General features: G+C 34.2%; 26 protein-coding genes and 1 other RNA gene. 17 read left to right on the top strand and 10 right to left on the bottom strand.

The genetic code is table 11. The features are described 5' to 3' along the window. Positions 1-321: 321 nt before the first annotated feature. The gene (locus AC3WOM_RS22790) at positions 322-3,741 is read left to right on the top strand and encodes a cadherin-like beta sandwich domain-containing protein (RefSeq protein WP_492448452.1); all 3,420 of its coding nucleotides are present in this window, start codon (positions 322-324) and stop codon (positions 3,739-3,741) included. A gap of 236 nt (positions 3,742-3,977) precedes the next feature. Then, positions 3,978-5,159 (top strand): NupC/NupG family nucleoside CNT transporter, encoded by a 1,182-nt coding sequence (locus tag AC3WOM_RS22785; protein ID WP_427549512.1) that lies wholly within the window; start codon positions 3,978-3,980, stop codon positions 5,157-5,159. A gap of 468 nt (positions 5,160-5,627) precedes the next feature. On the opposite strand, the gene AC3WOM_RS22780 is transcribed toward AC3WOM_RS22785, so the two are convergent. Both AC3WOM_RS22780 and AC3WOM_RS22775 read right to left on the bottom strand, forming a co-directional pair. Further along, a complete protein-coding gene (locus AC3WOM_RS22780) occupies positions 5,628-6,962 on the bottom strand; it encodes a histidine--tRNA ligase (RefSeq protein ID WP_492448450.1) in 1,335 nt (444 codons plus the stop codon). Between the two features lie 36 nt (positions 6,963-6,998). Continuing rightward, positions 6,999-7,871, bottom strand: a complete 873-nt coding sequence (locus AC3WOM_RS22775; protein ID WP_492448449.1) for a DMT family transporter — start codon at positions 7,869-7,871, stop codon at positions 6,999-7,001. Positions 7,872-8,032: 161 nt separating this feature from the next. Here AC3WOM_RS22775 and AC3WOM_RS22770 point away from each other — a divergent pair, with 161 nt between their 5' ends. The 7 genes from AC3WOM_RS22770 to AC3WOM_RS22740 all read left to right on the top strand — a co-directional run bounded on the left by AC3WOM_RS22770 (position 8,033) and on the right by AC3WOM_RS22740 (position 12,346). Continuing rightward, the gene (locus tag AC3WOM_RS22770; protein WP_492448448.1) at positions 8,033-8,254 is read left to right on the top strand and encodes a hypothetical protein; all 222 of its coding nucleotides are present in this window, start codon (positions 8,033-8,035) and stop codon (positions 8,252-8,254) included. 193 nt (positions 8,255-8,447) lie between these two features. Next, on the top strand, positions 8,448-8,864 hold the full coding sequence (locus AC3WOM_RS22765; RefSeq protein WP_492448447.1) for a hypothetical protein: 417 nt from the start codon (positions 8,448-8,450) through the stop codon (positions 8,862-8,864). A gap of 522 nt (positions 8,865-9,386) precedes the next feature. Next, complete coding sequence (locus tag AC3WOM_RS22760) at positions 9,387-9,866, top strand: carboxypeptidase-like regulatory domain-containing protein (protein ID WP_427549498.1); 480 nt, start codon at positions 9,387-9,389, stop codon at positions 9,864-9,866. Between the two features lie 210 nt (positions 9,867-10,076). Continuing rightward, positions 10,077-10,361, top strand: a complete 285-nt coding sequence (locus AC3WOM_RS22755) for a phage holin family protein (RefSeq protein WP_492448445.1) — start codon at positions 10,077-10,079, stop codon at positions 10,359-10,361. Between the two features lie 193 nt (positions 10,362-10,554). Continuing rightward, positions 10,555-11,019: a M15 family metallopeptidase gene (locus AC3WOM_RS22750; RefSeq protein ID WP_492448443.1), complete on the top strand. Its 465-nt coding sequence runs from the start codon at positions 10,555-10,557 to the stop codon at positions 11,017-11,019. 404 nt (positions 11,020-11,423) lie between these two features. After that, a complete protein-coding gene (locus tag AC3WOM_RS22745; protein WP_492448442.1) occupies positions 11,424-12,110 on the top strand; it encodes a hypothetical protein in 687 nt (228 codons plus the stop codon). Between the two features lie 14 nt (positions 12,111-12,124). Next, a complete protein-coding gene (locus AC3WOM_RS22740) occupies positions 12,125-12,346 on the top strand; it encodes a hypothetical protein (RefSeq protein ID WP_492448441.1) in 222 nt (73 codons plus the stop codon). Positions 12,347-12,607: 261 nt separating this feature from the next. Here AC3WOM_RS22740 and AC3WOM_RS22735 read toward each other — a convergent pair whose 3' ends face one another. From AC3WOM_RS22735 to AC3WOM_RS22720, 4 genes are all read right to left on the bottom strand, one after another. Continuing rightward, on the bottom strand, positions 12,608-13,792 hold the full coding sequence (locus AC3WOM_RS22735) for a hypothetical protein (protein WP_492448440.1): 1,185 nt from the start codon (positions 13,790-13,792) through the stop codon (positions 12,608-12,610). 75 nt (positions 13,793-13,867) lie between these two features. Continuing rightward, positions 13,868-14,044 carry a helix-turn-helix domain-containing protein gene (locus tag AC3WOM_RS22730; protein WP_492448439.1) on the bottom strand — a complete coding sequence of 59 codons (177 nt, stop codon included), beginning with the start codon at positions 14,042-14,044 and terminating at the stop codon, positions 13,868-13,870. Positions 14,045-14,055: 11 nt separating this feature from the next. Beyond that, on the bottom strand, positions 14,056-14,763 hold the full coding sequence (locus AC3WOM_RS22725; RefSeq protein ID WP_492448438.1) for a hypothetical protein: 708 nt from the start codon (positions 14,761-14,763) through the stop codon (positions 14,056-14,058). Positions 14,764-14,837: 74 nt separating this feature from the next. Further along, a complete protein-coding gene (locus AC3WOM_RS22720) occupies positions 14,838-15,047 on the bottom strand; it encodes a helix-turn-helix domain-containing protein (protein WP_208704770.1) in 210 nt (69 codons plus the stop codon). A 166-nt stretch (positions 15,048-15,213) separates the two neighbouring features. Here AC3WOM_RS22720 and AC3WOM_RS22715 point away from each other — a divergent pair, with 166 nt between their 5' ends. The 3 genes from AC3WOM_RS22715 to AC3WOM_RS22705 all read left to right on the top strand — a co-directional run bounded on the left by AC3WOM_RS22715 (position 15,214) and on the right by AC3WOM_RS22705 (position 17,200). Continuing rightward, positions 15,214-15,528, top strand: coding sequence for a hypothetical protein (locus AC3WOM_RS22715; RefSeq protein ID WP_492448437.1), 315 nt, complete (start codon positions 15,214-15,216; stop codon positions 15,526-15,528). A gap of 111 nt (positions 15,529-15,639) precedes the next feature. Then, positions 15,640-16,584 carry a helix-turn-helix domain-containing protein gene (locus AC3WOM_RS22710; RefSeq protein WP_492448436.1) on the top strand — a complete coding sequence of 315 codons (945 nt, stop codon included), beginning with the start codon at positions 15,640-15,642 and terminating at the stop codon, positions 16,582-16,584. Between the two features lie 22 nt (positions 16,585-16,606). Beyond that, complete coding sequence (locus AC3WOM_RS22705; RefSeq protein WP_492448435.1) at positions 16,607-17,200, top strand: hypothetical protein; 594 nt, start codon at positions 16,607-16,609, stop codon at positions 17,198-17,200. A gap of 263 nt (positions 17,201-17,463) precedes the next feature. On the opposite strand, the gene ssrS is transcribed toward AC3WOM_RS22705, so the two are convergent. Beyond that, a non-coding RNA gene (gene ssrS / locus AC3WOM_RS22700) (6S RNA) lies at positions 17,464-17,656 on the bottom strand. A gap of 246 nt (positions 17,657-17,902) precedes the next feature. Between ssrS and AC3WOM_RS22695 the strand changes: the two genes are divergently transcribed. From AC3WOM_RS22695 to AC3WOM_RS22685, 3 genes are all read left to right on the top strand, one after another. Further along, on the top strand, positions 17,903-18,241 hold the full coding sequence (locus tag AC3WOM_RS22695; RefSeq protein WP_492448434.1) for a zinc ribbon domain-containing protein YjdM: 339 nt from the start codon (positions 17,903-17,905) through the stop codon (positions 18,239-18,241). Between the two features lie 158 nt (positions 18,242-18,399). Beyond that, positions 18,400-18,930 carry a sigma-70 family RNA polymerase sigma factor gene (locus AC3WOM_RS22690; RefSeq protein ID WP_492448433.1) on the top strand — a complete coding sequence of 177 codons (531 nt, stop codon included), beginning with the start codon at positions 18,400-18,402 and terminating at the stop codon, positions 18,928-18,930. Further along, complete coding sequence (locus AC3WOM_RS22685) at positions 18,923-19,963, top strand: anti-sigma factor (RefSeq protein ID WP_492448432.1); 1,041 nt, start codon at positions 18,923-18,925, stop codon at positions 19,961-19,963. The genes AC3WOM_RS22690 and AC3WOM_RS22685 overlap by 8 nt, the downstream gene beginning before the upstream one ends. Before the next feature lie 45 nt (positions 19,964-20,008). Here the strand turns inward: AC3WOM_RS22685 and AC3WOM_RS22680 are convergent, their stop codons facing one another. Together AC3WOM_RS22680 and AC3WOM_RS22675 are read right to left on the bottom strand one after the other, a co-directional pair. Continuing rightward, positions 20,009-20,530, bottom strand: coding sequence for a zf-HC2 domain-containing protein (locus AC3WOM_RS22680; protein ID WP_492448431.1), 522 nt, complete (start codon positions 20,528-20,530; stop codon positions 20,009-20,011). A gap of 103 nt (positions 20,531-20,633) precedes the next feature. After that, positions 20,634-21,272, bottom strand: coding sequence for a YfbR-like 5'-deoxynucleotidase (locus AC3WOM_RS22675; protein WP_427549950.1), 639 nt, complete (start codon positions 21,270-21,272; stop codon positions 20,634-20,636). 171 nt (positions 21,273-21,443) lie between these two features. Between AC3WOM_RS22675 and AC3WOM_RS22670 the strand changes: the two genes are divergently transcribed. Further along, the gene (locus tag AC3WOM_RS22670; RefSeq protein WP_492448430.1) at positions 21,444-21,884 is read left to right on the top strand and encodes a hypothetical protein; all 441 of its coding nucleotides are present in this window, start codon (positions 21,444-21,446) and stop codon (positions 21,882-21,884) included. Positions 21,885-21,976: 92 nt separating this feature from the next. Here AC3WOM_RS22670 and AC3WOM_RS22665 read toward each other — a convergent pair whose 3' ends face one another. Beyond that, positions 21,977-25,009 carry an ATP-binding protein gene (locus AC3WOM_RS22665; RefSeq protein WP_492448429.1) on the bottom strand — a complete coding sequence of 1,011 codons (3,033 nt, stop codon included), beginning with the start codon at positions 25,007-25,009 and terminating at the stop codon, positions 21,977-21,979. A gap of 306 nt (positions 25,010-25,315) precedes the next feature. Here AC3WOM_RS22665 and AC3WOM_RS22660 point away from each other — a divergent pair, with 306 nt between their 5' ends. After that, positions 25,316-26,341 (top strand): GGDEF domain-containing protein, encoded by a 1,026-nt coding sequence (locus tag AC3WOM_RS22660; RefSeq protein ID WP_427549956.1) that lies wholly within the window; start codon positions 25,316-25,318, stop codon positions 26,339-26,341. Positions 26,342-26,466 lie beyond the last annotated feature (125 nt).

The raw sequence follows: 26,466 nt of genomic DNA, 5'->3' as shown, positions 1-26,466 counted from the left end.
CCTGGAACGGAAATCACCTTCATTTTGACTAAATATTCACAAAGAGTCCCTTGCCTATTTAATTTTTCAACACTATGGCAATTACGCTAGGGCGTAATTGATTTGAAAAAATAGATTTTCCTGTAGAAGGAAGGCCCAATCAAGTGTTTAAGCTCAAAAAGACTAGGATTTTGTTTGAAATGGCGCATTGATTTAGTAGGAGCAATATATATCTATTTTTTTAACCTAATTTTAACCTTTGAAAAGTATAATGTTACAAGACATACAATTCAAATAAATTAAATCTTATATGTAATTAACTTGAAAGAAAGGGGAAATGGAATGAATCAGGCCTTTAAAATAGTATCGTTAATTACTCTAACAGCCACAATCACAATAGGTTTCTTACTAGGATTGCTTTTTGGAGAAGATAGTAAAGCCTATGCTGCTGAAAATTGGGAAGATGCTGAAAGCGGGGGAATAGAAAGTGCTCAATATGCAACCCTATTTAACTCAAACGACACTCCCTATATTGCTTATGCGGATTCCAATCATGGTGGAAAAGTAACAGTGAAGAAATATAATGGGAACGTTTGGGAGTCCGTTGGGAGCGAAGGCTTTTCAGAAGGTCCGACACGATACCCATCTTTGGCAGCGGTTAACGGAGAGCTTTATGTGACCTATCTTCATAATACTAGCGCTGTCATGAAGCAATATGTGGGAGGGAGCTGGGAAACAGTTTGGACAGAAACTGATGCATCAGATGAGTTTCCTCCATTCCTAAAGAGTATTAATGGAAAAATATATTGGGCATATGCACGTGCAGTAAAGGTGGGCGGGACAGAAAGAATTCATGCCAGAGTCATGGAGAATGAAGGAAATAATAATTGGGAACAAATATTGGACGCTTCCAATCAAGCAGGGAACATCCTAAATGTTGCATTAGCCAGTCAAAATGGAAAAGTGAAAGTAGTGCTTGTATGGCCTAGCAATATGATACATGTTTATATTTTTAATGGGCGGCAGCAGGGTACATGGTGGTCAATGGAGGAGCAGTATAGCATGTCATCACGAAATCCCATCGCTGCAGCTGCCAATGATACTAATCATTCCTCTTATTTTGCTACAGTAGATATGAAAGATAGCTCTATAAAGGTGTACACGGATATTCCAGGCTACAATAACTCATCCATGAGCAGTCCCGGTCGTTCTGGAACAGATGAGGGGACACATGCGTTGGACATGGATGTTAAAGATGGTATTCCTTATTTAGCATATATAGATAGCAACAGCGGGAAAGCAACAGTAAAGGTTAATGCTGGGAATTGGGAGGCATTAGGCAATGAAGCTTTTTCGAAGTCAGATGTAAAAGGACTTTCTTTATCCATTGTTAGTGGTACTACTTATGTTGCAGCAACAGATTCTTCTGGGAGTTCTACTGTATATAGAATGGCTTCAACATCTCCTTTATTATCTACCACTGCAACAAGTAGTGATGTAGATAAAGCAATAGAAATTATGTTTACAGATGACCCAATATGGCGTCAAAAGATTAAAGCGGTAAAAGACGAAACAAACAGGAGACTTTCATACACAGTTGATCAAGGAAAAATTACGATTAATGCAAATGAGCTAACTGCAACTGGTCATACTCTCAAGGTAACAGCAATTGGCTATGCAGATACATCGGTGAAAATCTTATCCGATAATACAGATTTGAGCAACCTAGTACTGAATAGTGGCTCTTTAAATGAAACCTTTGATTCAGCAAAGACTAACTACACACAGAATGTGAGTCATAACGTTACAAGTATACAGGTAACGCCTATTACGACTGATGCGACTGCAACGGTAACAGTTAACGGCAATTCTGTATTGAATGGACAAACAAGTACACCAATATCTTTACAGGCAGGGAATAATACAATCACGATTGTTGTAACAGCACAGACTGGTGCAACAAAGACGTATGTGATTCAAGTAAATCAAATGTCACCGCCAACAAACGCAGATTTGAGTAGCTTAACCCTTAGTAGTGGGCCTTTAAATGAAAGCTTTGATCCAGCGAAGACGAGCTACACCCAGAATGTGGTTCAAAGCGTCACAAGCATACAGGTAACACCTATAGTGACCGATGCAACTGCAACTATAACAGTTAATAACAATAATGTGCCAAGTGGCCAAGCAAGTGCACCGATTCCTCTGCAAGCAGGAAGTAATATAATTACTATTGTTGTGACAGCACAGAATGGGGCAACGAAGACATATACGATTCAAGTAGAGCAATTTACGCCGTCAACAAATGCAGATTTAAGTAACTTAACTGTAAGTAGCGGTCCTTTAAATGAAAGCTTTAATCCAGCGAAGACGAGCTACACCCAGAATGTGGTTCAAAGCGTCACAAGTATACAAGTAACGCCTACAGTGACCGATGCAACTGCAACGGTAACAGTCAACAACGATTATGTGTTAAGTGGACAAGCAAGTGCACCGATTCCTTTGCAAGCAGGAAATAATATTATTTCCGTTGTTGTGACAGCACAGGATGGTACTACAAAAACCTATACAATTCTAGTAAATCAAAGGGGACCTTCTACAAATGCGGATTTGGGCAACTTAACCTTGAATAGTGGTCCTTTAAATGAAGCGTTTTATCCAACGAAGACATTCTACACACAATTTGTAGAAAACAGGATAGAGAGTCTAATAGTTAACCCCATTACTGCAGATATAAGGGCAAGTGTGACAGTGAACGGTTTATTGGTTCCGAATGGACATGTAAGCTCTACAATTCCTTTAACGATAGGAAGCAACATCATTTTGATTGAAGTAACTGCAGAGGATGGCATGACAACAAAAAAATACACAATTCATATCGACAGACAAGCTGCTATTCAACCACAGCCACCTTCTTATTACGCTGTTACTGGTGTAAGTTTAAATTATAATGAGCTTAGATTGACAGAGGGCGGAGAAAAAGTTGTTTTACAAGCAACGATACAACCATCTTATGCAACGAATTCAAGCGTGAAATGGAGTAGTAGTAACCCAGAAGTAGCATCAGTGGACGAAAACGGTGTTGTTACGCCACTTACTGCTGGAATAGCAATGATAACAGTTACAACAGTAGATCAAAATAAGAGCACAACAATTCTTGTAAAAGTTGAAAAAGACAGTGAGACTGTGACACCAGAACCAGAACCAGAACCAGAACCTACGCCTGAACCAGAGCAAACAATAGAATTTAGCGATGTTTCATCAGATTTTTGGGCTTATAAGGAAATTCAAGACCTTGTATCAAAGGGCATCATTCAAGGTTATCCAAATGATGAGTTTAGACCAAATGAATCAATTCGTCGTGAGCATATGATATTAATGATTACTCGATTGGGTCGATTAACAGAAGAGAGGGATATTCAGGACTTTACTGATATACCAGTAAATTACGTCTATTACAATGAAATTCGTTTGGCACAGCGAGCGGGCATAATTGATGGACAGGATGGAGCATTTCATCCAAAGTCTATTTTAACAAGAGCTCAAGCAGTAAAAATTATTGCACTTGCTTTTAATATTGATGGAGAAGGTGCAAAGAAATTTAAAGATGTACCAGCAGATGCATGGTATGCCCCATACGTAAATGCGTTAGCCAAAAAAGGCATTGTACTAGGGGATGATGAATATTTCAAACCGAATGCACCTTTAACACGTGCCCAATTTGCTGCGTTATTATATCGCACATTACAATTAACAGAGAACTAGAAGCGGAAACGATGACAGGAATAACTGTCATCGTCTTTTTTTGTTTTGAAGTTCTCGCATTTATTTTTCCTACTAACTATTGAAATAGTAGTAGAAAAACTGTTATAGTGAAATTATTTGTCTGACGTCTGACTATTATTTGTTAAGATTGGCTGTTCTTAAATTTTCGTTATTGGACATAATGAATGGAAGAATGACTTTGTAGTCGAATGCTCAAAATTAATATGGGGGAATTTATGAGATACTTAATATCTTTTTGCGGATTGCTGCTTGTTTTTGGTTTAGCTCTATTAATGAGCAAAAACAAAAAAGAAATAAAATATAAAAATATACTGATGATGGTAATCATCCAATTTCTGTTGGCAGCATTCCTATTAAATACAAAATTTGGTTATGTTTTAATAAAAGGAATAACGAAAGTATTTGATCATTTATTATCTTACGCAAATACGGGTATATCCTTTGTTTTTGGAGGATTAGCGAATAAAGGGGAATCCCCATTCTTTCTTAGTGTTTTATTACCGATTGTCTTTGTATCTGTATTGATTGGGATTTTGCAGCATTTTAAAATTCTTCCTTTCTTCATGAAATGGGTCGGTTTATTTTTAAGTAAAGTAAATGGAATGGGGAAGTTGGAATCTTATAATGCTGTTGCTTCTGCAATGGTTGGTCAATCTGAGGTATTTATAACGGTAAAGAAACAATTGGATAAGCTGACTCCACAGCGAATGTATACATTATGTGCATCAGCTATGTCAACCGTTTCTATGGCAGTTGTTGGAGCATATATGACAATGATTGAGCCAAAATATGTTGTAACGGCGATTGTGTTGAACTTATTTGGTGGATTTATTATTGTTTCAATTATTAATCCATATAGAGTAGAGGAAAGTGAAGATATTTTAACGATTGAAGATGAACATAAACAATCTTTCTTTCAAATGCTTGGAGAATATATTATGGATGGATTTAAAGTAGCTATAATTGTTGGAGCTATGCTTATTGGTTTTGTAGCATTAATGGATATGATTAATTCACTATTTGATATAGTGTTCGGTATATCTTTTCAAGAAATATTGGGTTATATCTTTGCACCAATAGCCTTCCTAATAGGTGTACCATGGGCAGATGCTATTTCTGCTGGGGGAATTATGGCTACCAAATTAGTAACGAATGAATTTGTGGCAATGATAAGCCTTGGAGAAGCGGCTAAGTCTATGAGTGCGCATACAGTAGCTATTATTTCTGTCTTTCTTGTATCCTTTGCAAATTTTTCTTCTATCGGCATTATTGCTGGAGCAGTAAAAGGTTTGAATGAAAAGCAAGGCAATATAGTTGCTCGTTTTGGCTTAAAGCTGTTGTATGGAGCCACACTCGTTAGTATCTTAACAGCTACAATAGTTGGTTTCGTTATTTAATTTAGAAAAAAAGCAGTAATAGCTATTTGAACTGCACTCCATCTGTTAGATTGGGGTGCGTTTTTTTATGATAGGGCGTATTTTTAATTAAGTCATACAAAAATAAAAAAGGTTGAATAATAGGATTGCCACGTGTATAAAGAGACAACGTAACAATCCTATAGTTAATGTTTATTGGTTTGCTTTTTTAAATTTCTCAATAAGTGAAGCTGTTCGTCTACCTTTGTTAAATAACCTTCAGAGAAAATTTTAACAGCACGTTTTGACATCTTATGATAATTTTTATCGTTGTATAATTTCTAAGCACTACTAATTTCGGTAAAAGTATATTCGATGAAGATCAGTGCTGGCAACACAACCTCATACAGTTGGACAAGTTGCTTCCAAATGGTAAGTATCGAAGAGTAGATGCTTTTCTACAAACATTATTTTATGATAATCACTTAAACTCAATAATATGAGAATAAATTAATCGTTAATAAAATCCAGATTATTTAATATATCTGTTACTTCCAACTTAAATGTCTCATTCTCTATTACAGAGTGAATTAATGGACGGCTCCCAATAAGTTCTATAATAATTTGATGCTTATTTTCCTGAGCAAAATGGACTATTTCTTCAAATTGAGTGTGATTATAGTAAATGTCCACATCATAGTATTTTCTTAATTCACGAGCTATCAGAAAAATCTTAGGATGGAACTCTTCGTTAGCATCCGCTAGCAATATTTTATGGGGAAGTAATATATTTTTGTTAATATAATCTAGGTTTTTCAAAACTGATAATAATCTTTCTAAACCAAAGGCTAAGCCAACACCTGGTTCATTTAAATTGCCGACAGCAGAAACTAAATTATTGTATCGTCCACCACCTAAAATTGCTCCGATTTCTGAGTCAATAACCAAACCCTCTAATATATAACCTGTATAATAATCTGCTCCTCTTGCTAATGTTAAATCAATTTTGATGTTTGATTGAACATTTTTTGGTAAATAGGAGAGTATAAATTTCAAATCGGCTGTCGCCTTCGTAGAAGAGAGACAGTAATTAAAGAACTTTTCAATTTGATTTATTTGATCTTGTAAATCCTCATATTGAGCTAAAAGGTTAGAAAAACACTCGATTTCACTCAATATTTGATTTGCAATATCTAAAGGAATTTTATTTTCTATTAGTTTATTTTTTATACCTTGTAATCCGTCTTTTGAAACTTTATCTGCATAATCTAAGGCTCTTTGCAATCCGAGCTGTTCTTCTTTGGTATTCAAACCAACTTTAAGTGCTAAGGCTTGAATAAGCAGTCTATGATTTATTTTCAAAACAAAGTTTTTTATTCCTAACTTATTAATCAATTCATGTGCCATTATCGTAATATCGATTTCAGCTAATAAACTGTCTGAACCAATAATATCAGCGTCGCATTGTGTAAATTCTCTATAATGACTTTTTCCAGGCTGGTCATCTCTAAAAGAGGGACCAATTTGAAATCTTTTATAAGGTCTCGGTATATTTGGATGCATACTTACTACTCTAGCCAGTGGTACAGTTAGATCATAGCGAGGGATAAGATATTTTTCATTTTTATCTTTTATATGAAAAAATAACTTTTCTCCTTCCCCGTGATGTCCGTTAAATGTATCTAAGTATTCTAAAATAGGTGTTTTATGTGGATTAAAACCATAGTTTTCATAAACACCTTTAATTATATTGATTATGTGTTCTCGATACCTCATGTCAAATCCTAAAACATCTTCGGTTCCTTCAGGAATAGATAGAGTCTTTTCGTTTAGGTTAAAAATCATCTTTGAATCTTCCTTTCGAGGAGACTTTGAATCTTATTAATTTTTTTTTTGGAAATAGATTAAGAAAGTTAATCCTATTAAGATGAAAATGCCTCCCAATAGTTGAAGTGGTTCCATTACTTCCTGCAAAAATAGTAAGCCAAAAATAGAGGTGAATATAGGTTCTACCATACTTATCATAGAAACATTTGTTGAATTAAGAATCTGTAATGATTTAAATAGAGTTATTTCACCTATAATCGTTGAAACAAGAACAATGCTGAATATATATATCCATGCATTTGAAGCAAAATTCCAATGTAGTTCATTGGTTATTAGGCCTATGAAGATTACACCCAATGCAGCAAATGAGGTAACATATGTACTTGTTACGACAGGGGAATTATTATCAGTGACTTTTTTTCCAAGAATCATATAGAGTGCATATACAATAGCTGCTAATATCGCTAAAAAAACGCCCTTCATATTTATACCTTGAAAAGAAACGCCTAATAAAAAAATCATACTAATAAAGGTGAAAAATAAAGCTATGATTGATTTTATCTTTAACTTTTCTTTATAGATTAAAAAGGAAAAGATTGAAACGAATATTGGGAATGAAAATAATAATAAAACTGCCATAGCAGATGATAGATATTTTAATGATTCAAAATGTAGTACAGATAACAGTGTAAATAAAACACCACCCAATAGGAAAAGTAACTTTAAATCCATTTTACCTATTTTAAAAGGTATTTTTTTCCATATAAGAAACAAAAAAAATAGCATAGAACTTATTGAAAATCTTAAAACCAGTAATGTATAAACTGAAATTCCGTAGCTATAAGCTTTTATAGCAAAGATAGGCATAATTCCAAAACAAATAGCTGAAATTATTGCATAAATAGTGCCCTTTTTTATATCTCCCACACTAACCTTCCTCACCAATTTATGGAAAGATGAAAAAATAATAGTATACCGAAATTTTCACTCTTCACTAAATTCCATATATCTGATAAATATAAATTGCTACAGCAATTGATGTACCCTCGAGTTATTTTAATCCTAACATTACAAATACTTACATTTCAATGTATATTTTTGACATTTTTGTGTCGGATACCGTCATTTTTAGACCAATAATTGTTGTGCGAGAAACAGGTACAAACCATCTAGAACGAACATTATCTGATAACAATAAACGAGCAATCATGTTTGTACTTCAGCATATGGCGCCAATGCAACGAACTTGTTATATGCTACATTATGGGTATCTACAACCCTATGAGGCTATCGGTAAAGAACTGGGATAGTAAAGAGTACAGTACAAAAGTATATTGAAGTTGACGAAAGAAAGTGGTAAAGCTTAATGTATGATTAATGTGTGAGAGCAATCAATATTGGAGGCTCTTGAAATTTGGATAACGCTATTAGAGTTTATCCTTCTTTAACACTGTAGGTACTTTGTTTGTACTACAAGTAACTACATAGAAAGGAGCTGTTTTCATGTTTTGTGTCGTCCAAAAAGTACAAAAGAAGAAGCTGGATCCGTATGGTACACATAAAGAAATCATTGCCACCGAAACTACATTTGGTTGCGCTGGCGAAAAAACTAAGACTTCATACGGATACACATACAGCAATGAACGATTTGAAAGGCCTGTGTTAGATGCCTATAAGATTAGTATTCATCACTCTTATAGAGAGCAGGGCAAAGTGAAAAAGAAACAATGGGTAATCTGTACAATGAGTTACTATGATTTGATAGACTCCTGGTATGGTGATCATTATATTGATAGAGAACTAAAAAAGAAGCTAAAAGAAATGGGTATTGAAGAAGATACCTTTCATAAAATGATTAATGTTAAGTTAGAGCAGAGCAAATTGAGCAAGAGTTTCAGCATACAGAAGAATATAGAGTGAAGAAGGAACAAGAAGCGCTTCTTGCGGCACACAGAATGGCAGAAGCAGCGTTTAATAAAGAATACGGTCAGGACGAATACAGGTATTGTTATGACGTATTTGGCAGCTCCGCAATCCAGCTTACTTAGAGGAGCTAAAGTTTAAGAAAAAGGTGCAGGAAGAATACGCAAGGTGTAGTTACGAGGAAGGCAATAAGCGTAACTACAATTCGTATGGTGGTAGTATTTACTTTGCCACTTCACCAAGTAACCACACAGATGATGAAAAGAAAGTGTTGCATGAAATCTATCGTATGGCATCTAAGAAGTTTCACCCAGATGTGTCTGGTGATGATGGGGGCAAAATGAATATCCTGACTAAACTTAAGGAACAGTGGAATCTGTGGTGAAACTAATTTGGTTCATATTTACATTAAACTTAATTTATGTGAAAATACACATATAATTCACGAATTATATATAGAAATAATTATATTTATAGTATATTATTTACATTAATAAATGGAAAATGTTGGTGTTTAAGTTGAAAAAATTACTATTATCTTTAACAATGTTTGCTGTAGCAATGTTATTTATTCTACCATTTAACAATGCAAGTGCTGACGAAATTAGTGCTGAAAATGCAAGTATCTTTGGTGGAAATACTGCACAAATTACAGATATTAAATCTACAAATGGAGGCTATGTTGATTTAGGATTTGGTAAAGCATATCGTGGATCAATGTATATTACTGTAGAGGGAATTCTAAAAGATTCGTCCGGAAATTCATTAGCAAACAAAAGTGTTTCAATAACTATGGTTAGAAAAATTAACAATACTCCTGTTGTAGGTACTGGAACAACAGATGCAAATGGACGTTTTTCAATTCAAATGAATATTAAATCCGCAGTAGGAGAATACGAAGCGAATGGACGTCAATTCGATGTAATTCCTGTATCTGCATCTAGTGGCGGACAAACTATCCAATGCTCAGAAAGCATTTTTTACCATAACGCATTTTAATTATAATTCCAATTAATGTAACATATATAAAAGCCTAGAAACAATGTTTATTAATGTTTCTAGGTTTTTCTTTGATTAATCGTTCCATATTGTTCAGTAATTAAATAAATCATAAACCTTCCATAATCATCTGTGGAGGGTTTTTATATTGGAAAAATCAAAAATGAAGGGTGAGGTATATGAGTATGATTGAATGGTTGCAACGTTTTTTTGGAATCAGATAGTTCAAAGTTAATTTATATTTTAGCGTTAATTTTAAGTGCTAAAGCTATATTTGGTATTGCTCGTAAATTAGTGTTATTTATAGTACTGGTTTATGCAATTCCAGTAGCATTATTAATGCATGAACCATTAGGAATTAGTGCACTGTATGTATTTTATATTGGTTATTTATTAAGTGAGATTAATTCGATTCTGAATCATTTTAAATTGATTGATGATGACAAGAGTATAGACCCGTTTATTGATTTCTTTAAAGGTTTAATGCGTAGCTAGCGTAACAACCACTTGCAGAGACCTAGACGAGCTATTACCTGCTGCACAAACTGCTTGTCGATTATAATTCCAAGAATGTTTAAAAGCCGGAATTAAAAATATCTTCATTACAGAGACTCATCGCTCACAGGAACGACAAAACTACCTATACGCCCAGGGGCGTACTAGACCTGGGCAGATTGTTACTTGGACATTGGACAGCAATCACAAATCACGCCTAGCTTGGGATATTGCTGTCGGTCCTCCACAATCATTATATGATGTGACTACACTTACTCGAGTAGGAGCTATCTCTAAAAAATTAGGTATTGAGTGGGGAGGTACATGGACGAAAGCTATTGACCGACCGCACTTTGAAGTAAAGGCAAATTGGAAAATGCCAGCAAGCTATAAATTAGGACAAGTGATTGTACCAAGCAACAGCAAAATGCAAGTACAACTAATTGTGGAAGACAAACCAAAGGAGGAAATTAAATTGACTCAAACATGGAACCCTGGTTCACCAGCTATGAAAACTGAAACGGAAAACTTTATTGCACAGGCGGTTAATGACGGCATTATTCAGGAATCACATTTAAAGGATTTACAGAATGGTACAATGACCACTGACCGTTTAATTGGGTTGTATATCACTATTCAGCAACGTAGGAGTAAATAGAAACGAGGACCAGCAAAGCTATTTTTTAGCCGAGCTGGTCATTTATTATTGAAATCATAATACTAAATGTGACAGTTTAGTGGAAAAATTATTTAAGTATAAGAACAGAATTAAATAAAAATTTCAAGTGTTTCAGTGGAAAGTTCATCCAAAATAATACTTACGTTATAAGAAGTGATTATAATAGCGCCAAAAAATGGCGGTACGCTAGGCGTGATTTGGCGTGATTTATAAATATTTAACTAAATACCGCCAATAAATGGCGATTATAACGTCAAATATTGGCGTGAAAATTCAATTGAAACATACTTGTTGTCACGTTAGGATAATATTAACTCGAGGGAATTAGTATGCTATAGCAATTAAAAAAAGATATGTTTTTACATATAAAAAGGGTGATTTTTATGAAGAAAAAATATTATAAAGGCGTAGCTGGAGCAGTAACAAGTGCTTTATTATGTAGTACAATACTTACAACATTTCCTTCAAATACTAATGCAGAAGAATTAGATTCAAATTTTGAATTTGAAGAATATTATAATGAGTATGAAGATAGTTTAGATGGAATTGTTATTGAACTAAATGAGGAAGAAACTAACGAACTATTAAATATGATAGATCAATACCACGTTGATAAAGACTATAGTGTTATCAACGATAATCATATGATGATTCAACCTTTAGGTGCAGGGACTGCATCTATAAAAGGGACATACTTAGCTACAGTTTCTATTATTGGCATTGGCTCTGTAGCAATCTATACAGGATGTATTGTAATTGCAGATGCTGTTTTCGATTTTACAAGTTCAGTGTATAATAAAGTAAAATCATTTGTTGATCCATACATCATTGGAGCAAAAATTCCAAAGTCTATAAGAAAAGATGGAGATACAGTAGATTTAGGACAATTTAAAGATAAAGATAATAATACACCTTTAAATAAAAGTAGTGGTTCTTTTAAGAGCACAAAGAAAAGTGAATGGACTGTAGAAAAAGATACAGCTGGTCACGGTGGACGTAAATGGAAATTAAAAAAGCGTGGAGATAGAATAGCCTCACTTGATGCGGATGGAAAAATAATAGCGGATTAAAAGGAGGATAGAATATGAACATTAATGGATGGACAATTGAAATCGAAAAAGATTGTAAAGCATATTTCGATAAAGAGAATAATAGAGTAGCTGTTTTAACTAAAGATGATGATGAGATTCATTTAACTGTAGATTTTGATGCAGAAAACAACTTAGTATTGCATCCTAGATGGAATGTCAATATTACACTATTAGGTGAAAAGAAAGTCAAAATATCAACAAATAGTAATGACTAGTTCTAAATAATAACAAATTATCATTATGGAAATTATTTGAAAATTTAAAGCTCAGGTACTCAATTTTGAGCCTGGGCTTTTTTGGTTTAGTATTCTCTTACTTCAAATGAAGCAATCTTATCATGTACGATATATTCCATAACCTTTTTATAAGGCGAAATTGTTTTAGTGAATTTGAATGTAGAAGTACCTTGAGTACTATCAAACCAATTTGAGTAATTGTTCAATACGGCATTAGTCACGTCCACTCATTTGAGTGACTTAGTTTATAATGCTGTTTAGCACATCAATATATGGTTGAATGTCCAATGATTTATTGTTCATTCTAATAATAATTGTACCAACTTGTGCATCTCCAAATTTCTTAGCCCTAACTTCTTGTGCTTTTTCAACACTTGGCCATTCATAAATACTAACATCTTCTGTTGTAATTAGAGTTGTGCATTCTAGACTAATGCAGTTATGACTATTGTCTCGAGAATCTGTTGTTGGAAGGCCTGCATCCTGAAATGCTTTTAGAATATCTTCAGCAGAGTAAGAAGCTGTTGATTGTTTTAAATCAGCTTTAGTTGTTTTGTGCGTTTCATCAACATTGTATTTGAATTCAAATACACCAATTTCATTTAATCCAGTAGCTGCTTTTCCTTTATCATCAAGTGCCACTTTTGCCATTGCAGCATATGTATTAGCAACACTATTTTCTGTTTTGACATTTACCCAAATTGAGCTAACATCTTTGTACTTATCCTTTGCTAATTTTTTTGTCTCTTCAACCAATGCTTTTAATTCTTTTTCATCAGTAGATGGTGTAGATAATGTTACTCTCCACATCCCTTTACCAAAATTATCTTCTTCAATTTTGTATTTAGGAACATTAATTGCTTTTTCATTTTTAACTTTTTGTTCGGTAACTACCTTTTCCTCAGCTTCTTTTGCTTCACGTGCTGCTTTCTCTTCATCTGTTTCTTTTTCCATTATTAAACCTAATTGCTGAATAGTGTCTAATTTTCCATCTTTAAAGATAAGTGATACAATAGAATCTTTTTCTATTCCATTTTCCCCGTCATACTCCAAAATTAATATTAAGTTATCATTTTCTTTTGCATCTGGATTTTTTGATTTGCCGCCTACAATTTCTTCTACTTTATCTAAACTCATACCTTTTTCTAACTTTTTAAATTCATCTGGAGTAACTGTAGCAGGTTTATCATTATGCGATTTTGCTACTGTTTCTACTGTTTCTTTTTCAGTAGTTTCTGCTGGGTCTGTTGTAGCCCCTAAGCCTATAGCTGCAACAATTACAGCTGCAAACGAAATGCCACTGAATTTCAACATTTTCTTACCTTTAATACCGTCCTTCTTTATAAATGCAATAACAGATATAATGACAAACACAGGTAAAGCCAACATGCTAACTAACAATAAAATCATAAATAAATTATCCATATGAAAACTCTCCTCCTTCAATATAACTATATAGGAAATGATAGGTAAAAGTACATACAAAAAACAGACAACCATTTAGTTATCTGTTTCCTCATCTATACGCTGTAGCAACTCACCTAAGTTCTTTACATCCAGAGCAACCATAATTTTCTCAAGTGCATCCTTTGGATACATCTTCATTTTATTGTTAGCAATTTCACTAATCAAACGTATTGTAAGTCCTGTTTGTTCGGTTAAATCCTTCTTACTCATCCTCCTGTAAATTAATCTTGAATAGTAGTTAAAATTCCATCTTCAAAATATAGATATTTATAATCATAATAAACCCATTGCTCACTTACACCATATGTAGTAGTTGTTCTGTTAATTTCTATAGGTTTACCCCATCCGTCTACCAAAACTTCTTCTTTTGTCATCCCAATGTAAACTGCTTTAGGATTCATAGTTCTCTCATTAATTTTAAATTCAAGTTCGCTTTTTTTATTTTCAAGTTTCCTTTTTTCATCTTCTGCTTCGTATATAGCTTCATTTTCTTCTGATTTCTTAATCCACTTTTCCTCTTTCTCTTTTGCAACAATTTTTAATTCATTAACTTTTTCTTTAATCTCATCTGGTATATATTTTATCTCTTCAAGTCTTTTAAGTACGTATTCATATTTTCCTAGAGTCGCACTTGTGTATACTCTCGGTAGGTTTTCATCTACACCATTGAATTTATCAAATGCTAATGCAAGATTATTATAATCTTGTTGTATTTCGTTTGCTTTTCCTTCTGTTTTAGTAATTAGAGTATCAAAATTGTCATTCTTTACTAATTGAATATATTCTTGTTCTTCTGTTGTAATTTCGCGACTATATGCTTCTACTATTTCACTATCTGCATTTACCTTATCATTATCTTGTTTTTCTTCACCACATGCGCCTAAACTTAAACTTAAAACTAACGCTGCACTAAATACTATTTTTTTCATAATATATTCCTCCCTCTATCTTTCCATTTTAGGAAATCGAAAGATAAAAGTACATAAAAAAACAGACAACTTTGTTAGTTATCTGTTTCAAAAGTCATTAAATCCCCAGGTTGGCACTCGAAGACTGTACATAATTTCTCCAATTGCTCAACTTCAATTCTTTTAATTTTATCGTGATACAAAGCTGATATTGTAGCAGGTCTGATACCAGTTAAATCCGATAACTCTTTTTGTGTCATTTTCTTTTTTCCAAGCCAATCAGACACTAAAAATTTAATACCCATACATACACCGCCTTTTCTGTTTACTTCTATGGTAATGATTTTACCACAGAGAAGTAATTTTGAATACTCTAAAAGAAATTAAATTACTCTTGTAGTATTGACTTATTACTTTAGAGGTTATATACTCTATCCAACAAGTAATAAAATTACGCTAGGAGGAATTAAAGTGAAAAGTTTAGCTGGTTTAGAAGTGAGTAATTTAATCTTTGAAACTATAGAGAAACGTGTTGAAGTTTCTAAAACGGAGCCTTATGTATTCATTATTCATGGAGTGAATGCAGTAGGGGGCAAGTTGAAAAGTGCTTATTCAGCTTTAAAGAAAATTGAAAAATGGGCGGTATCAAAGGGAGCAGAAGTAAAACTTATTGAGGAAATAGGCTACTCGTTGAAAGTAGAAATTACAGATCCAGTGGCTGCACGAATTGAATCACACTATCGTGCTTCGGATTTAAAATATCGTGCTTCAGATTTAAAAATTTAAAAACTGAACAGGGAGCATTCATTGAGTGCTCTCGATTGAGTTTTTAAAGACGAACAATATTCATTCAATGGATCCGTAAAAGTTCGTGATTAAGAAAGCGAGGTGAGAACGATGGCATTTGAATACTTAGCACAATACATAACATTTAATAGCGTAGCCGAAATGGACCAGCATGTGGAAGAACATATTCAGCAACATTACTATGATTTGACCGAATCAGAACATGCCATCGTTTTCAAGCTTGCTAGTCACTCTTTGGAATACCCAGGGGCGTGCCATCTTAAAGCTTCCACAATTGCTGCAGCATTGGAGATCAGTACAAAGACGGTTTATCGTAGCGTTAAAAAGTTAGAGGAATTAGGCATCATCGAAAAGGTACCAGGTACAAAATTAAACGGCATTAAAGGAGCTAGTATATATCGCATTTTACCTTATGTCCCATCGAGCGTGTCCCAACGAGAGAGAGCCGATAAAGCTAGTGGTATCAATGGTACCGGACATTTTTCAGAAAACCAACCATCTAGTTCTTTTAATCTTTTAAAAACAAGCACTTTACAAGAAGTATATAATAACGCTCACGCTGAAAAAGAAGCTCGTAAGGAATTCATGAACGAGCACCAGGTACTGTTATACGATTTCATGCACAGTTTGCCTTTACGTGATGATTTAAAGGACCAGCTGCATAAGTGCATACTGGCTACAAAAATGAACGATATAAGAGATTTTGTGAACGCTAAAGACGTTTTGGTTAACATCATTCGTGATATTACAAACGGCACATTAACAATTACTAGTACATTAAGAGCCGTATTTGTAGGAGCATGTAGTAAGGCTGTGGAGCGTTCTAATATGAAGGTGAGTATATCATTACATATAGAAGAAACACCATATAAAAAACGTTCAGTGCCTTTTTATAACTGGATAGAGGAAAGAGATAGCCTTCCACAATCAATAGTGCATGATGAACCATCGTTAGAGAATTCAACCAAAATTAGAAAAAGAGGCTGTTTCATTTATTCAAGTAAACCGTTTAAATGGGGAAACTCGTTTATTTAAAGAAAATGATGGATATGAGGAAGTGATTATCAGTAAGGTTGTTAACTGGATAAACACGGCAAGTCCTTCCGAAGGAGTAATTGAGTTAAATAAAACTCCCGTAGTCTCGATAATGAAAATAAAAATGAAAGATGGGGACGTTGCGGTTATTGAACCTGCATATAATTGTGTGTCCGAAAACCAAGTAAAAACATGCACGATAGCAGATGGTGAGGTTATATATACTCGAAATAATAAAAAGGTTCGATTGAAATCACTAGAACTTTATGATTGGCTCTTAGTTGGCTGGAAATATGAAAGTGTTGGGGCGCCAAAAGATGAGTTGCTTGAAGAAACTTTATATACCAGATATTTTTCCTATCTCGATGAAACTTATTCAGATTTTATCATGTGTCCAAAAATAGATAAAGTTGAAAGAATGGATGGCGATACAAGAAGACATATAGTTCATGCAAGTGCGTTAAATTATAGTGCACATCATGGTGACGCTCTCTTTGATAGAATCCATATCACGTTGACTGATACTCCAGAAAATGGTGTTAAAATAAATAAAGTTACAATACAAAAGGGTATTTCTGAAAAAGAAAGCGCTATACAATGTAGGCGGGAGAGTTAAAGGATTTTTTTCAACTAACGGGGTGCTTTAATTAAATATTTATAAAAGACCACTTCATGATGGGTGGTCTTTTTTATGCGTGTTACATGGTGTGGAGATAATTAAAAAGACCACCCATAATTGAGTGGTCTGTGCTATTATTTATCATTAATTACAAAGAGTTTTAACCCCAATTTAACCCCAACAGTTATTTTGAAATGAAAAAAGCATCTTAACCAATTTGGCTAAGATGCTGTATAAACATTGATATAACAGTATTTAGAGAAAAAGCCGCGTATGCCGTAGTTATTATAGAAAGTTTTAAACCACCACTCCTCAAAGTGGGTGTTCGCAGAAGCTTTCCTGCATATCCTCATGCACCTTGGTGTGAGGCCCGTCATTCCAACTCCAATAATAAAACTCCCTTTTACAGCTTAAAGGTTAAAACTTAATATTATACGAACAATGCAGCCTTTAAAGATATAATAAGGGATGATAAACAAACTTGCAAGTAAGATGGTTTAGGTAAAAAAGTCAATGGGTAAGCATCCCAATTCATATTACTTTAAATAAATATTAGCCCTATCTTCATCTTATAGCTTCATACATTTTTCACAAATGCGAACAAAAAAGGCGAACAACCTTTGATTAATAGGGCGTATTATGTAAAGATAGGAGAATATGTAGGATTAACCTAGCAAAAAAATAAAGGGGGAAGCGGAAATGGCAGCTTATCCAAATTGTCCGAAATGTAATTCTGAATATACGTATGAGGATGGTGCAAATTTTGTATGTCCAGAATGTGCACATGAATGGAGTGCAGATGCAATAGAGCAAGAAACAGAAACACTTATTGTAAAGGATGCAAACGGTAACCTACTTGTGGACGGTGATTCTGTTACAGTTATTAAAGATTTAAAGGTCAAGGGTAGTTCTTCAACATTGAAAATTGGTACAAAGGTGAAAAGTATTCGTCTAGTTGAAGGTGATCATAATATTGACTGTAAAATTGATGGCTTTGGTGCCATGAAATTAAAGTCAGAGTTTGTTAAAAAAGCATAGGTATTAAAAAGAGTCGAGTAAAGAAGAGCTCCATTGTAAGACAATGGGATGCGCTTCATAATCGACTCTTTTTTATTTTTAAATAAAATTAGTAATTACTGTAACATTTAGAAATGACAGACGTTTTACTTGTGAAAACCACGAAGCGAGGGGGATGCATGGACAGGCAGCGGATGAATGAGCTTGAGCTACTTTATAAGGAATATGCGAAATCGTTATATTATTTTCTGCTGAAAATGTCTGGGTCAGTACATATAGCGGAAGATTTAGTACAAGAAACCTTTGTACGAGCTACGGTATCGCTGTCATTTTATAAAGAGGAGGATGTGAGAGCATGGTTGTTTAAAGTAGCACGGAATACGTATTTAGATGAATGGCGCAAGCAAAAAAGAAGAAGGACTATCCCATTTGCACAATTATTTTGGAAGGATGACATGCTTAGTCCTTATGGTCTGCCTGAAGTTGATATTCTCAAGCTTGAAGCGACGGAGGATATCCAGTCATTATTAAAATTTTTGCCTGAAAATTACCGAACAATTTTATATTTACGTGAGTATGAACAATTTACATATCAGGAGCTACAAGAGGCATTGGAGCTAACAGAAGGGCAGGTGAAAATACTGTTACATCGAGCACGTAAGCGCTTAGCTGAAATAATCAAGAAGAATGGAGGATTTCAAGATGACTGAGTGGTCGCAGGAAAAAGAGAAAAAAATATTGCAGAAGTATCGTTTTACGTTAACCTCACGAATATTACGTATATTGCTACTATGTGCCGTTATTTATGGTTTATATATATTAAGTGTATCAATTATTTTTGAAAAAACACGCCCAGATCGTAAACATATTTATAATTCATTAATGGCTTTAGAATGGCAGCAGCCAAATATAAATGGACAATATTCAGGTTCATCTGCTGAAATAACACCACTTTTGACGCAAAAATTTAGCTATCCCCTTGTGAAGCAAGTAGGGAAAGAGAACGTAATGGTAGGTGAGATGTATGTGGATAAAAAAATATTCAATACATCTTCATCGATGAAAATGAACTTAACGTCAAAAAATTCTTCTTCATCTTCGAGCCTGAAATCGACAAATGAATTTGAAAAATTTAGCTTCAATTTACCCGAGGATCCTCGAACAGGGAAAGCGACATCATCCCAAATCAACAATGGCGTATGGAAAACGTTAGAAAAATTACCCGAAGGAACCGTTGCAGAACTGGCGTTTTCTACCTCAACATTTATGGAGCCTAAAAAGTTGATGAAAATGCTTGAACCATACGATGTGGAAGTTGTTTGGATGCCTATATATACAGGTGAATTCAAATCCTTTGATCCATTTTCAACTGGTGAAGGTAGTGTCAACCTTACAATTTATGATAGTTTCGGGCTATCAGGAGGGCTGAAGGTTAGTGATGATTATTTAAAAATTTGGGTAGGTCAAAATTTAACGCAAGTTGGTGTTAGAGATAGTCAGCGTTTTATGCTAGAAAATATGGAAAAGCTACTGAACAATGAAAAGAAAAGCTATATCGAGGATTTTCTTGGTTTGTCAAATTTGCAAGAGCGTTATGATTATTTAAAAAAGAATGGTTTTCAGGCTTATGGTGCTGTGGTGACAGGACCAACAAAGAACTTGTTAATGCTGAGATATATAGAAGGCATATCTAATCAGAAGCTTGGGAATGTTGAGTTTTGGAATTGGTATAATAACTGGTAATATAGGGAGTTGTCTCTGACTTTTTGAGGCAGCTCCCTATATTGGCTAAAAACTAATTATAGTAAACCTACGCAAAATAATCGCAAAGGCAGCACCAATTAATGCAAAAATGGTATGTAACAGGGCGATATAACCCGCACCAATTAACAGAGCTCCAATCTCTGTGAACGAATAGTTACTAATATAGAGTGGATTAATTATATTATTAATAATAGCCCATACAAACACGGGTATAGAGCTGATGGAAAAAACAATCCAAATATTTTTATAAAAAAAATAAGTAAGACAGCCGAAAATTGCGTAGGATACAACAAAGCTTTTTTGATTACCCAGTAAGGATGAATTAATCGCAAACATAAAGGATAAAACAATAAAAATAATATGGAAAAAGCTGATTGTTCTTTTCATTGGTAAATGATAACTAGTTAATTGCTTTGAAGTGGCTAACTGACGGCAATGCTCACAATTCGCTAAATGTTGTTCCACAAACTGTGTAGTAGCTGCTTGGAGCGCTCGCTTATTATATAAAGGCAATAAATCCTCAACTATTGAACATTCCTGTGACAAAGGCTTCCCTCCAATTCTCTTCTTTCATTATACGACTTTTTGAGGAAAATAAAAAAAGCCTTCCGTGAGTTTATTCATTCGGAAAACTTGTACACACACCTTATTATGTTGAGGTTAATACTTCATTTGTGAGAGCTTGAATATCAATATGTGTCTTTTCTTTCACAGCATCCTTCAAAATTTCAGTACGGAAATAATGTACCGTTGCTTTTAAGGGAATGGCTAAAAGCTTAGAAAGAGCTGATTGGTACATATAAACAAACTCTTTGTCAGTGTTACCGCGCTTTAATTCAGCAAAGGCCTCATAAAATTGATCTAGCTTATCGGCAAATTCAAGTAATCGGCCCTCCAACGTGCTATCCTTACCCTCTTTCATACGCTCAGAGAAGACGGCTTGAAATTCCTGAGGGATTTCATTGATAATGAATTTTTCCATCATTTTTTCTTCCACATGTGCAAGCATTTGTTTGAGCTCAGGGCTTGCATGCTTTACTGGCGTTTTAATATCGCCTATAAATACTTCAGCAAAATCATGATTAATGGTCTTTTCATAAAGTGCCTTCCAGTCTACTGTGGCGCCATTCATTTCCTCTAATGTGGCAAAAAACATAGCGTATTGCGATACTTTCCAAGAGTGAGCAGCCACGTTATGCTCTTCAAATTTAAAGCGGCCAGGGCAACGAATAATACGTTCTAGGTCATTTAGACTTGTAAAAAATTGATGGATTCCTATAAAAATCACTCCTTTTTGTTCTATAAGTGCATGTTACTATAAACCTTACCCTCTTTGTATAGATTTCAAACAATTTAACAATGATTCAAGTGGCGTTTACAAAGGATTCACAAATGCTTCTAAAGTCGGGCAAGTTGAATGCTATAATGAAGGGGACTGCTAATAAGGGGAGTTTGCACCATGATTTCAATTTATACACTTCTTCTTTATATACATATTGTAAGTGCCATTCTTTCGATTGGGCCATTGTTTGTAGCTTTAACAATTGTTAAGAAAATGCACGCAGCGGCTCATATTGAAATGCCGCCATATATCGAGGCCTTTAAGGGGGCTATTACCATTGTCAAGCATTCCGGGCATGTTCTCGTTGCGTCTGGTATTTTATTAATGTGGCATGCGGGCTATCAATGGAATACATCATGGATAGTCCTAACATTTCTTATTATGTTGGCTTCCATTGTTTTTTTGGCAAGAGCATTCAAACCAACCTTAAGGACATTTAATACACCCGCCTATGACCAGAAAAAATTTGCATTATTGTTACGACGTAAGGCATGGATGTACATTTATTTATTGCTAATTATGTTATGGCTAATGGTTGCAAAGCCTGTACTTTGGTAAAAGAAATACGCACTCATGGTGGAGTGCGTATTTTTTATTATATGTTAATTTATAAAAATGTGTTTGAACATAGATGGACTACCTTCATTTAATCAACATTTGGGAATGCGGAAGGAGACAGTTGTTCCTTTATTTAGTGTACTTTCAATGTACAGTCTTTGTCCGTAAATTCTTTTTAGGCGTAAATCTGTATTACGTATACCTACACTAGGGCTGGTCCATTCATTATCGTTACCTGATTGTAATTCATTTAAAATGCTTGGATCTATGCCAACGCCATCATCAATTACACTGATTGTGACAAAATCAGGGTCATCTTTAATGCGTATACAAACTGTCCCGCCTTTTTCTTGCTTTAATACGCCATGACGTATCGCATTTTCTACTAAAGTTTGAATGGAGATAGGGGGAATTTCAATATTTATATGACTATCAATATCCCATTCAACGTGTAGTAGTTGTCCAAAGCGTTGTTGTTTAATATAGAGATACGAGTTTACTAGCTCTAACTCTTCCTTAAGTGGAACAACTCTCTGCAGATTCCTCACATCAAAGCTCGCATGTAGGTATTCACCAAAATGATGCAATAAGTCAATCATACGATCTGTATCGATTGTACTAAGTGATGCAATTGTATTTAACGTATTAAATAGAAAGTGTGGTTGTATTTGTGCTTGCAGCCAAGCAGTTTCTAAATGCAATTTTTGATGAATACTGTATTTGAGATCAATTAATGCGCGGCTTCTAACCTTTAATTCAAGAGCATTAATAGGCTTAGTCACATAATCGTTTGCCCCATGAGCGAAGCCAGTGTAAACATCTTCTGGATATTTTCGTGCTGTTAATAATAATATTGGTAATTCGAGTAAGGAATAATGCTCTCGAATCATCTCGATTAATGCGTAGCCAGAGATATAAGGTAGCATAGCATCAGTTATTACTAAATCCCAATCATTGTCTTTTAAAGCCTCTAAAGCCATTTCACTGCTCGTTACAGTTTTAACAGCATACTCGGATGATGCAAATAAACTACGCATTATCGTTAAATTTACTGGATCATCATCAACCATTAAGATTTTAAACTGTTTTTCTGTTATTGAGGACATCATTTTTTCGTCCACTGGAACTGTTGTGTTCTCTTGCTTTATATAGACATGCTCACCTTTTACATTTTCCATTGCTAATGGCAAGGTAAAATAGACATCAGACCCTTTGTTAAGAATAGAGTGGATTTGCAATGTACCTCCATGCAATTCAATAAGTTTTTTAGAAATCAATAAACCAAGCCCAATTCCATCATCATTTTCATTTCCCTGCTCATAAGGGGAAAATAGCCGACTTTGAATCGTATCATCCATGCCTAAACCAGTGTCATGAATATGGATAACAGCCATATTCTTTTCTGTATGTGCACTGATGTCAATAGAACCAGCGTCAGTATATTTAATAGCATTGTGTAAAAGATTAAAGAGAATTTGAATTAAACGCTTTTCATCAGCAACTATATTAGGAAATGATTTAGAAATAGTAGAGTTCATGGGAATTTGTTTTCCATTTGTAATAAACCGAAGCATATCAAAAACCCCGTATACAGCTCCTTGAATGCTAATATTTTTTTTATGAAGATGTAAATCACCTTCTTTTAAACGTGTGTAATCAAGTATGTCATTTAACGTAAAGGACATGCTTCTCCCGATATCAATGAGATGCTTTAGATTTTCCTGATCCTCAGCCACCAGCTTATTGTTAGGATTATCATAAATGGACTGCCCTAAAGTAATCATCTTATTCATGGGATCCCAAAGCTTCTGCGAACTACTTGATAAAAACTCATCCTTTAATTCATCGTCCTTTTGTAATTTAGCCACGAGATCTTTAATTTGTTCTGTATTTTCAAAAAAACGTTTAAACCAGTAACTCGAAAAACCGAGCATGATAAATAAATAGTCTAATGGATAAACAGGTATATCAAAAACATATATAGATTTAATAAGTCCCCATATAATTCCATTTGTTGTGCTAAGAGCTGTAATAGCGATAAAGGCAGAGCTCTGTGTTTGATTTTCAATGAACTCTTTTAGCGCCAATGCAACTACAAATAAAAATGAAGAAGCATAAAGAATAAAAAACAGTAGATTTGTTGTATACAGCCATTTAATAGGTAAAAGTACAATCAAAAGAGTACCTAAAGCATATAAATGAAAGAACAGCTGAAAACATTTTGCATAACGATATTTGACTAATAAAACACGCATGAATTGGACAAAGAAAAAGGAAGCCCCTAGATAAATGACCGACGAGAGCTTAAATGACCAAGCATAATCTAGATGTAACCATTCGAATATGGAGCGATCATAGGTTAATAGTTCATCAGTCAAAGGTAACAGGAAGCCGACAGTAAACAGTAATACAATAGGTTTTCGATAAATAAATAGAAATACTAGAATGCTAAAGAGTGCGAATATAATGAGCATAATTGAAATAGCAGCAAGAGATAGTGTGGTTACCTGTTGATGATGTGTCATAGCTGTTGCTGAGCTAAATAAAACTCTTTTACTGATTGTAGGATTCTCAGGGGTATCAAAGTTAGATACGAGTAGTACTAAGTCCATTTCAGATTGCTCATTTGTAAAATAAATCGTATAAGGAGAAGCTTGCCCCCTATGGTTTTGTGAGTCGGAAGCAACTTTGCCAGACTGCCCAACCAATTTACCATTAATATATAATGCAGAAGCAGTTGATACAGCTGGGATTCGAATAGCGTAGCGGTTATCTGAAGCTGCATTACTATTAAGTAGAATTTTTAAACGATACGTTCCATAGCTTTGTGTTGTTTTTCCTGCATCTTTTATAGGAATCGTTTGACTATTAGAGTAAACAAGAGTGCTATCGTTGATGGTTAAGGGGTCTACTAAATCTGGATAATAGAGCCATTCACCATTGAGCTGAAAAACTTCATCATCAGGTAACTGTAGATCTCTAATATCGAATATTCCTTCATGTGCGACAGGCTGATTACTAGAAGGAAGAAAATATGATAGCCATAGCAGGCGAAGAATTGTCAGAGCAATAAATATTAAAATTATAGTAAGTACACGAGTAGTGGTATTTTTAAACAGCGACATAAGGACCTCCTGAATGGTCTTCTGAATAAGAAAAAGGACTATACTTACCATGCCATGAAATTCAGAAAATGGAAATAAGTAATTCACTTAAAGAATACTTTAAGATACAAAGATGTTCACAATGTCTTAAATATAGTTCTTTTTGAGTTTCAATATATTTCTAAAGTCGGTTAAATTTAATCATTTGTTAAGAATTTTTTAAGAACTATGTCGTATGATGATGGAATAAATATATCAATATTTTATGAGTAAAAACATAGATAAGATTTAACGAAAAAATCATCTCAATGGGAGAAATGATCTATTGTGGGTAAATACAAGTTAAAGTTATCGTTTGTTATTGTGAGTATGATAATCATCGTTGTACTTGCAACATCTGGTGTTAGTATTTGGAGCAGCTACCGAAATTTTAACGACGTTCTTATGCAAAATAAAATAACGATGCAAGAGAAGTATGGAAGGGAACTTTCGGCTATAACCGAAAACTATATACAAGAAAGATTAAATAATCCTAATCAAGCACAGCCCATAGAACCCTATATGGAGCAGCTGGTTGATAACATACATGATGAAAATACGATTTCATTTAGTGCATTTTTCAAAAGTATGATTGTTCCTTTATTCATTTTGTTTGTAATTATTTTGATGGTAACTGTATGGATTGCTTTAAAAATTGTACGACCTCTCCAAAAACTTTCTACTAGTGTAGAAAGGGCAGAAGGGGTACAAGAGCTTGAGGCTATTAATGATTGGTATGATGAAGTACGATCGTTAAAGGGTGTAGTAGAGAATATGGTAATTCTTTCTGAAAGTAAAATATCTGACTTAACGAATCAATTAAACTTAGACTCTTTAACTGGAATTCCTAACCGAAGAAAGATGGATCAAATTTTAAATGATTTAATTTTTAATAGAGAGCCCCATGCAATAGTCTTAATAGATCTAGACGACTTTAAAAGTATAAACGATACATATGGTCATACTATGGGCGATGAAGTTTTAAAATCCTTTGCCAATCATATGCAGAACAACATTGGCAAACAGGGGATGTGCTTTCGCTATGGTGGGGAAGAGTTTATGATCATATTACCTTCCGCTACAGTTGATATCGCTATTGAAGTAGCAGAAAATCTACGAATAAAGCAAGCATTGCTAGATACCGCATGTGGACGGCCAGTTACATTGTCTGCAGGTATCACGGCTTTTACAGCAAACATTAAGAATCCAAACCAGTTAATCTCTATTGCAGATCGGGCATTATATAAAGCGAAACAGTCAGGCAGAAACTGTACCTGTGTCGTTGATGAGCTGTCAGAAAAAATAATTAAATAAAGAAGTTCACCAAAATAAAAGTATGCTAGAAGTTACATTTAGCATACTTTTCATGTTGTTGAAATACTATTATGTCAATGACATCAAGGTGACAAATTAAAAAGTATAGCCCTTTTTCAAAACGA

Source organism: Lysinibacillus sp. FW301-JW8, assembly GCF_058788755.1.
Note: the sequence above shows the minus strand (reverse complement) of the source record. Positions and strands in the feature narration are given on the sequence as shown.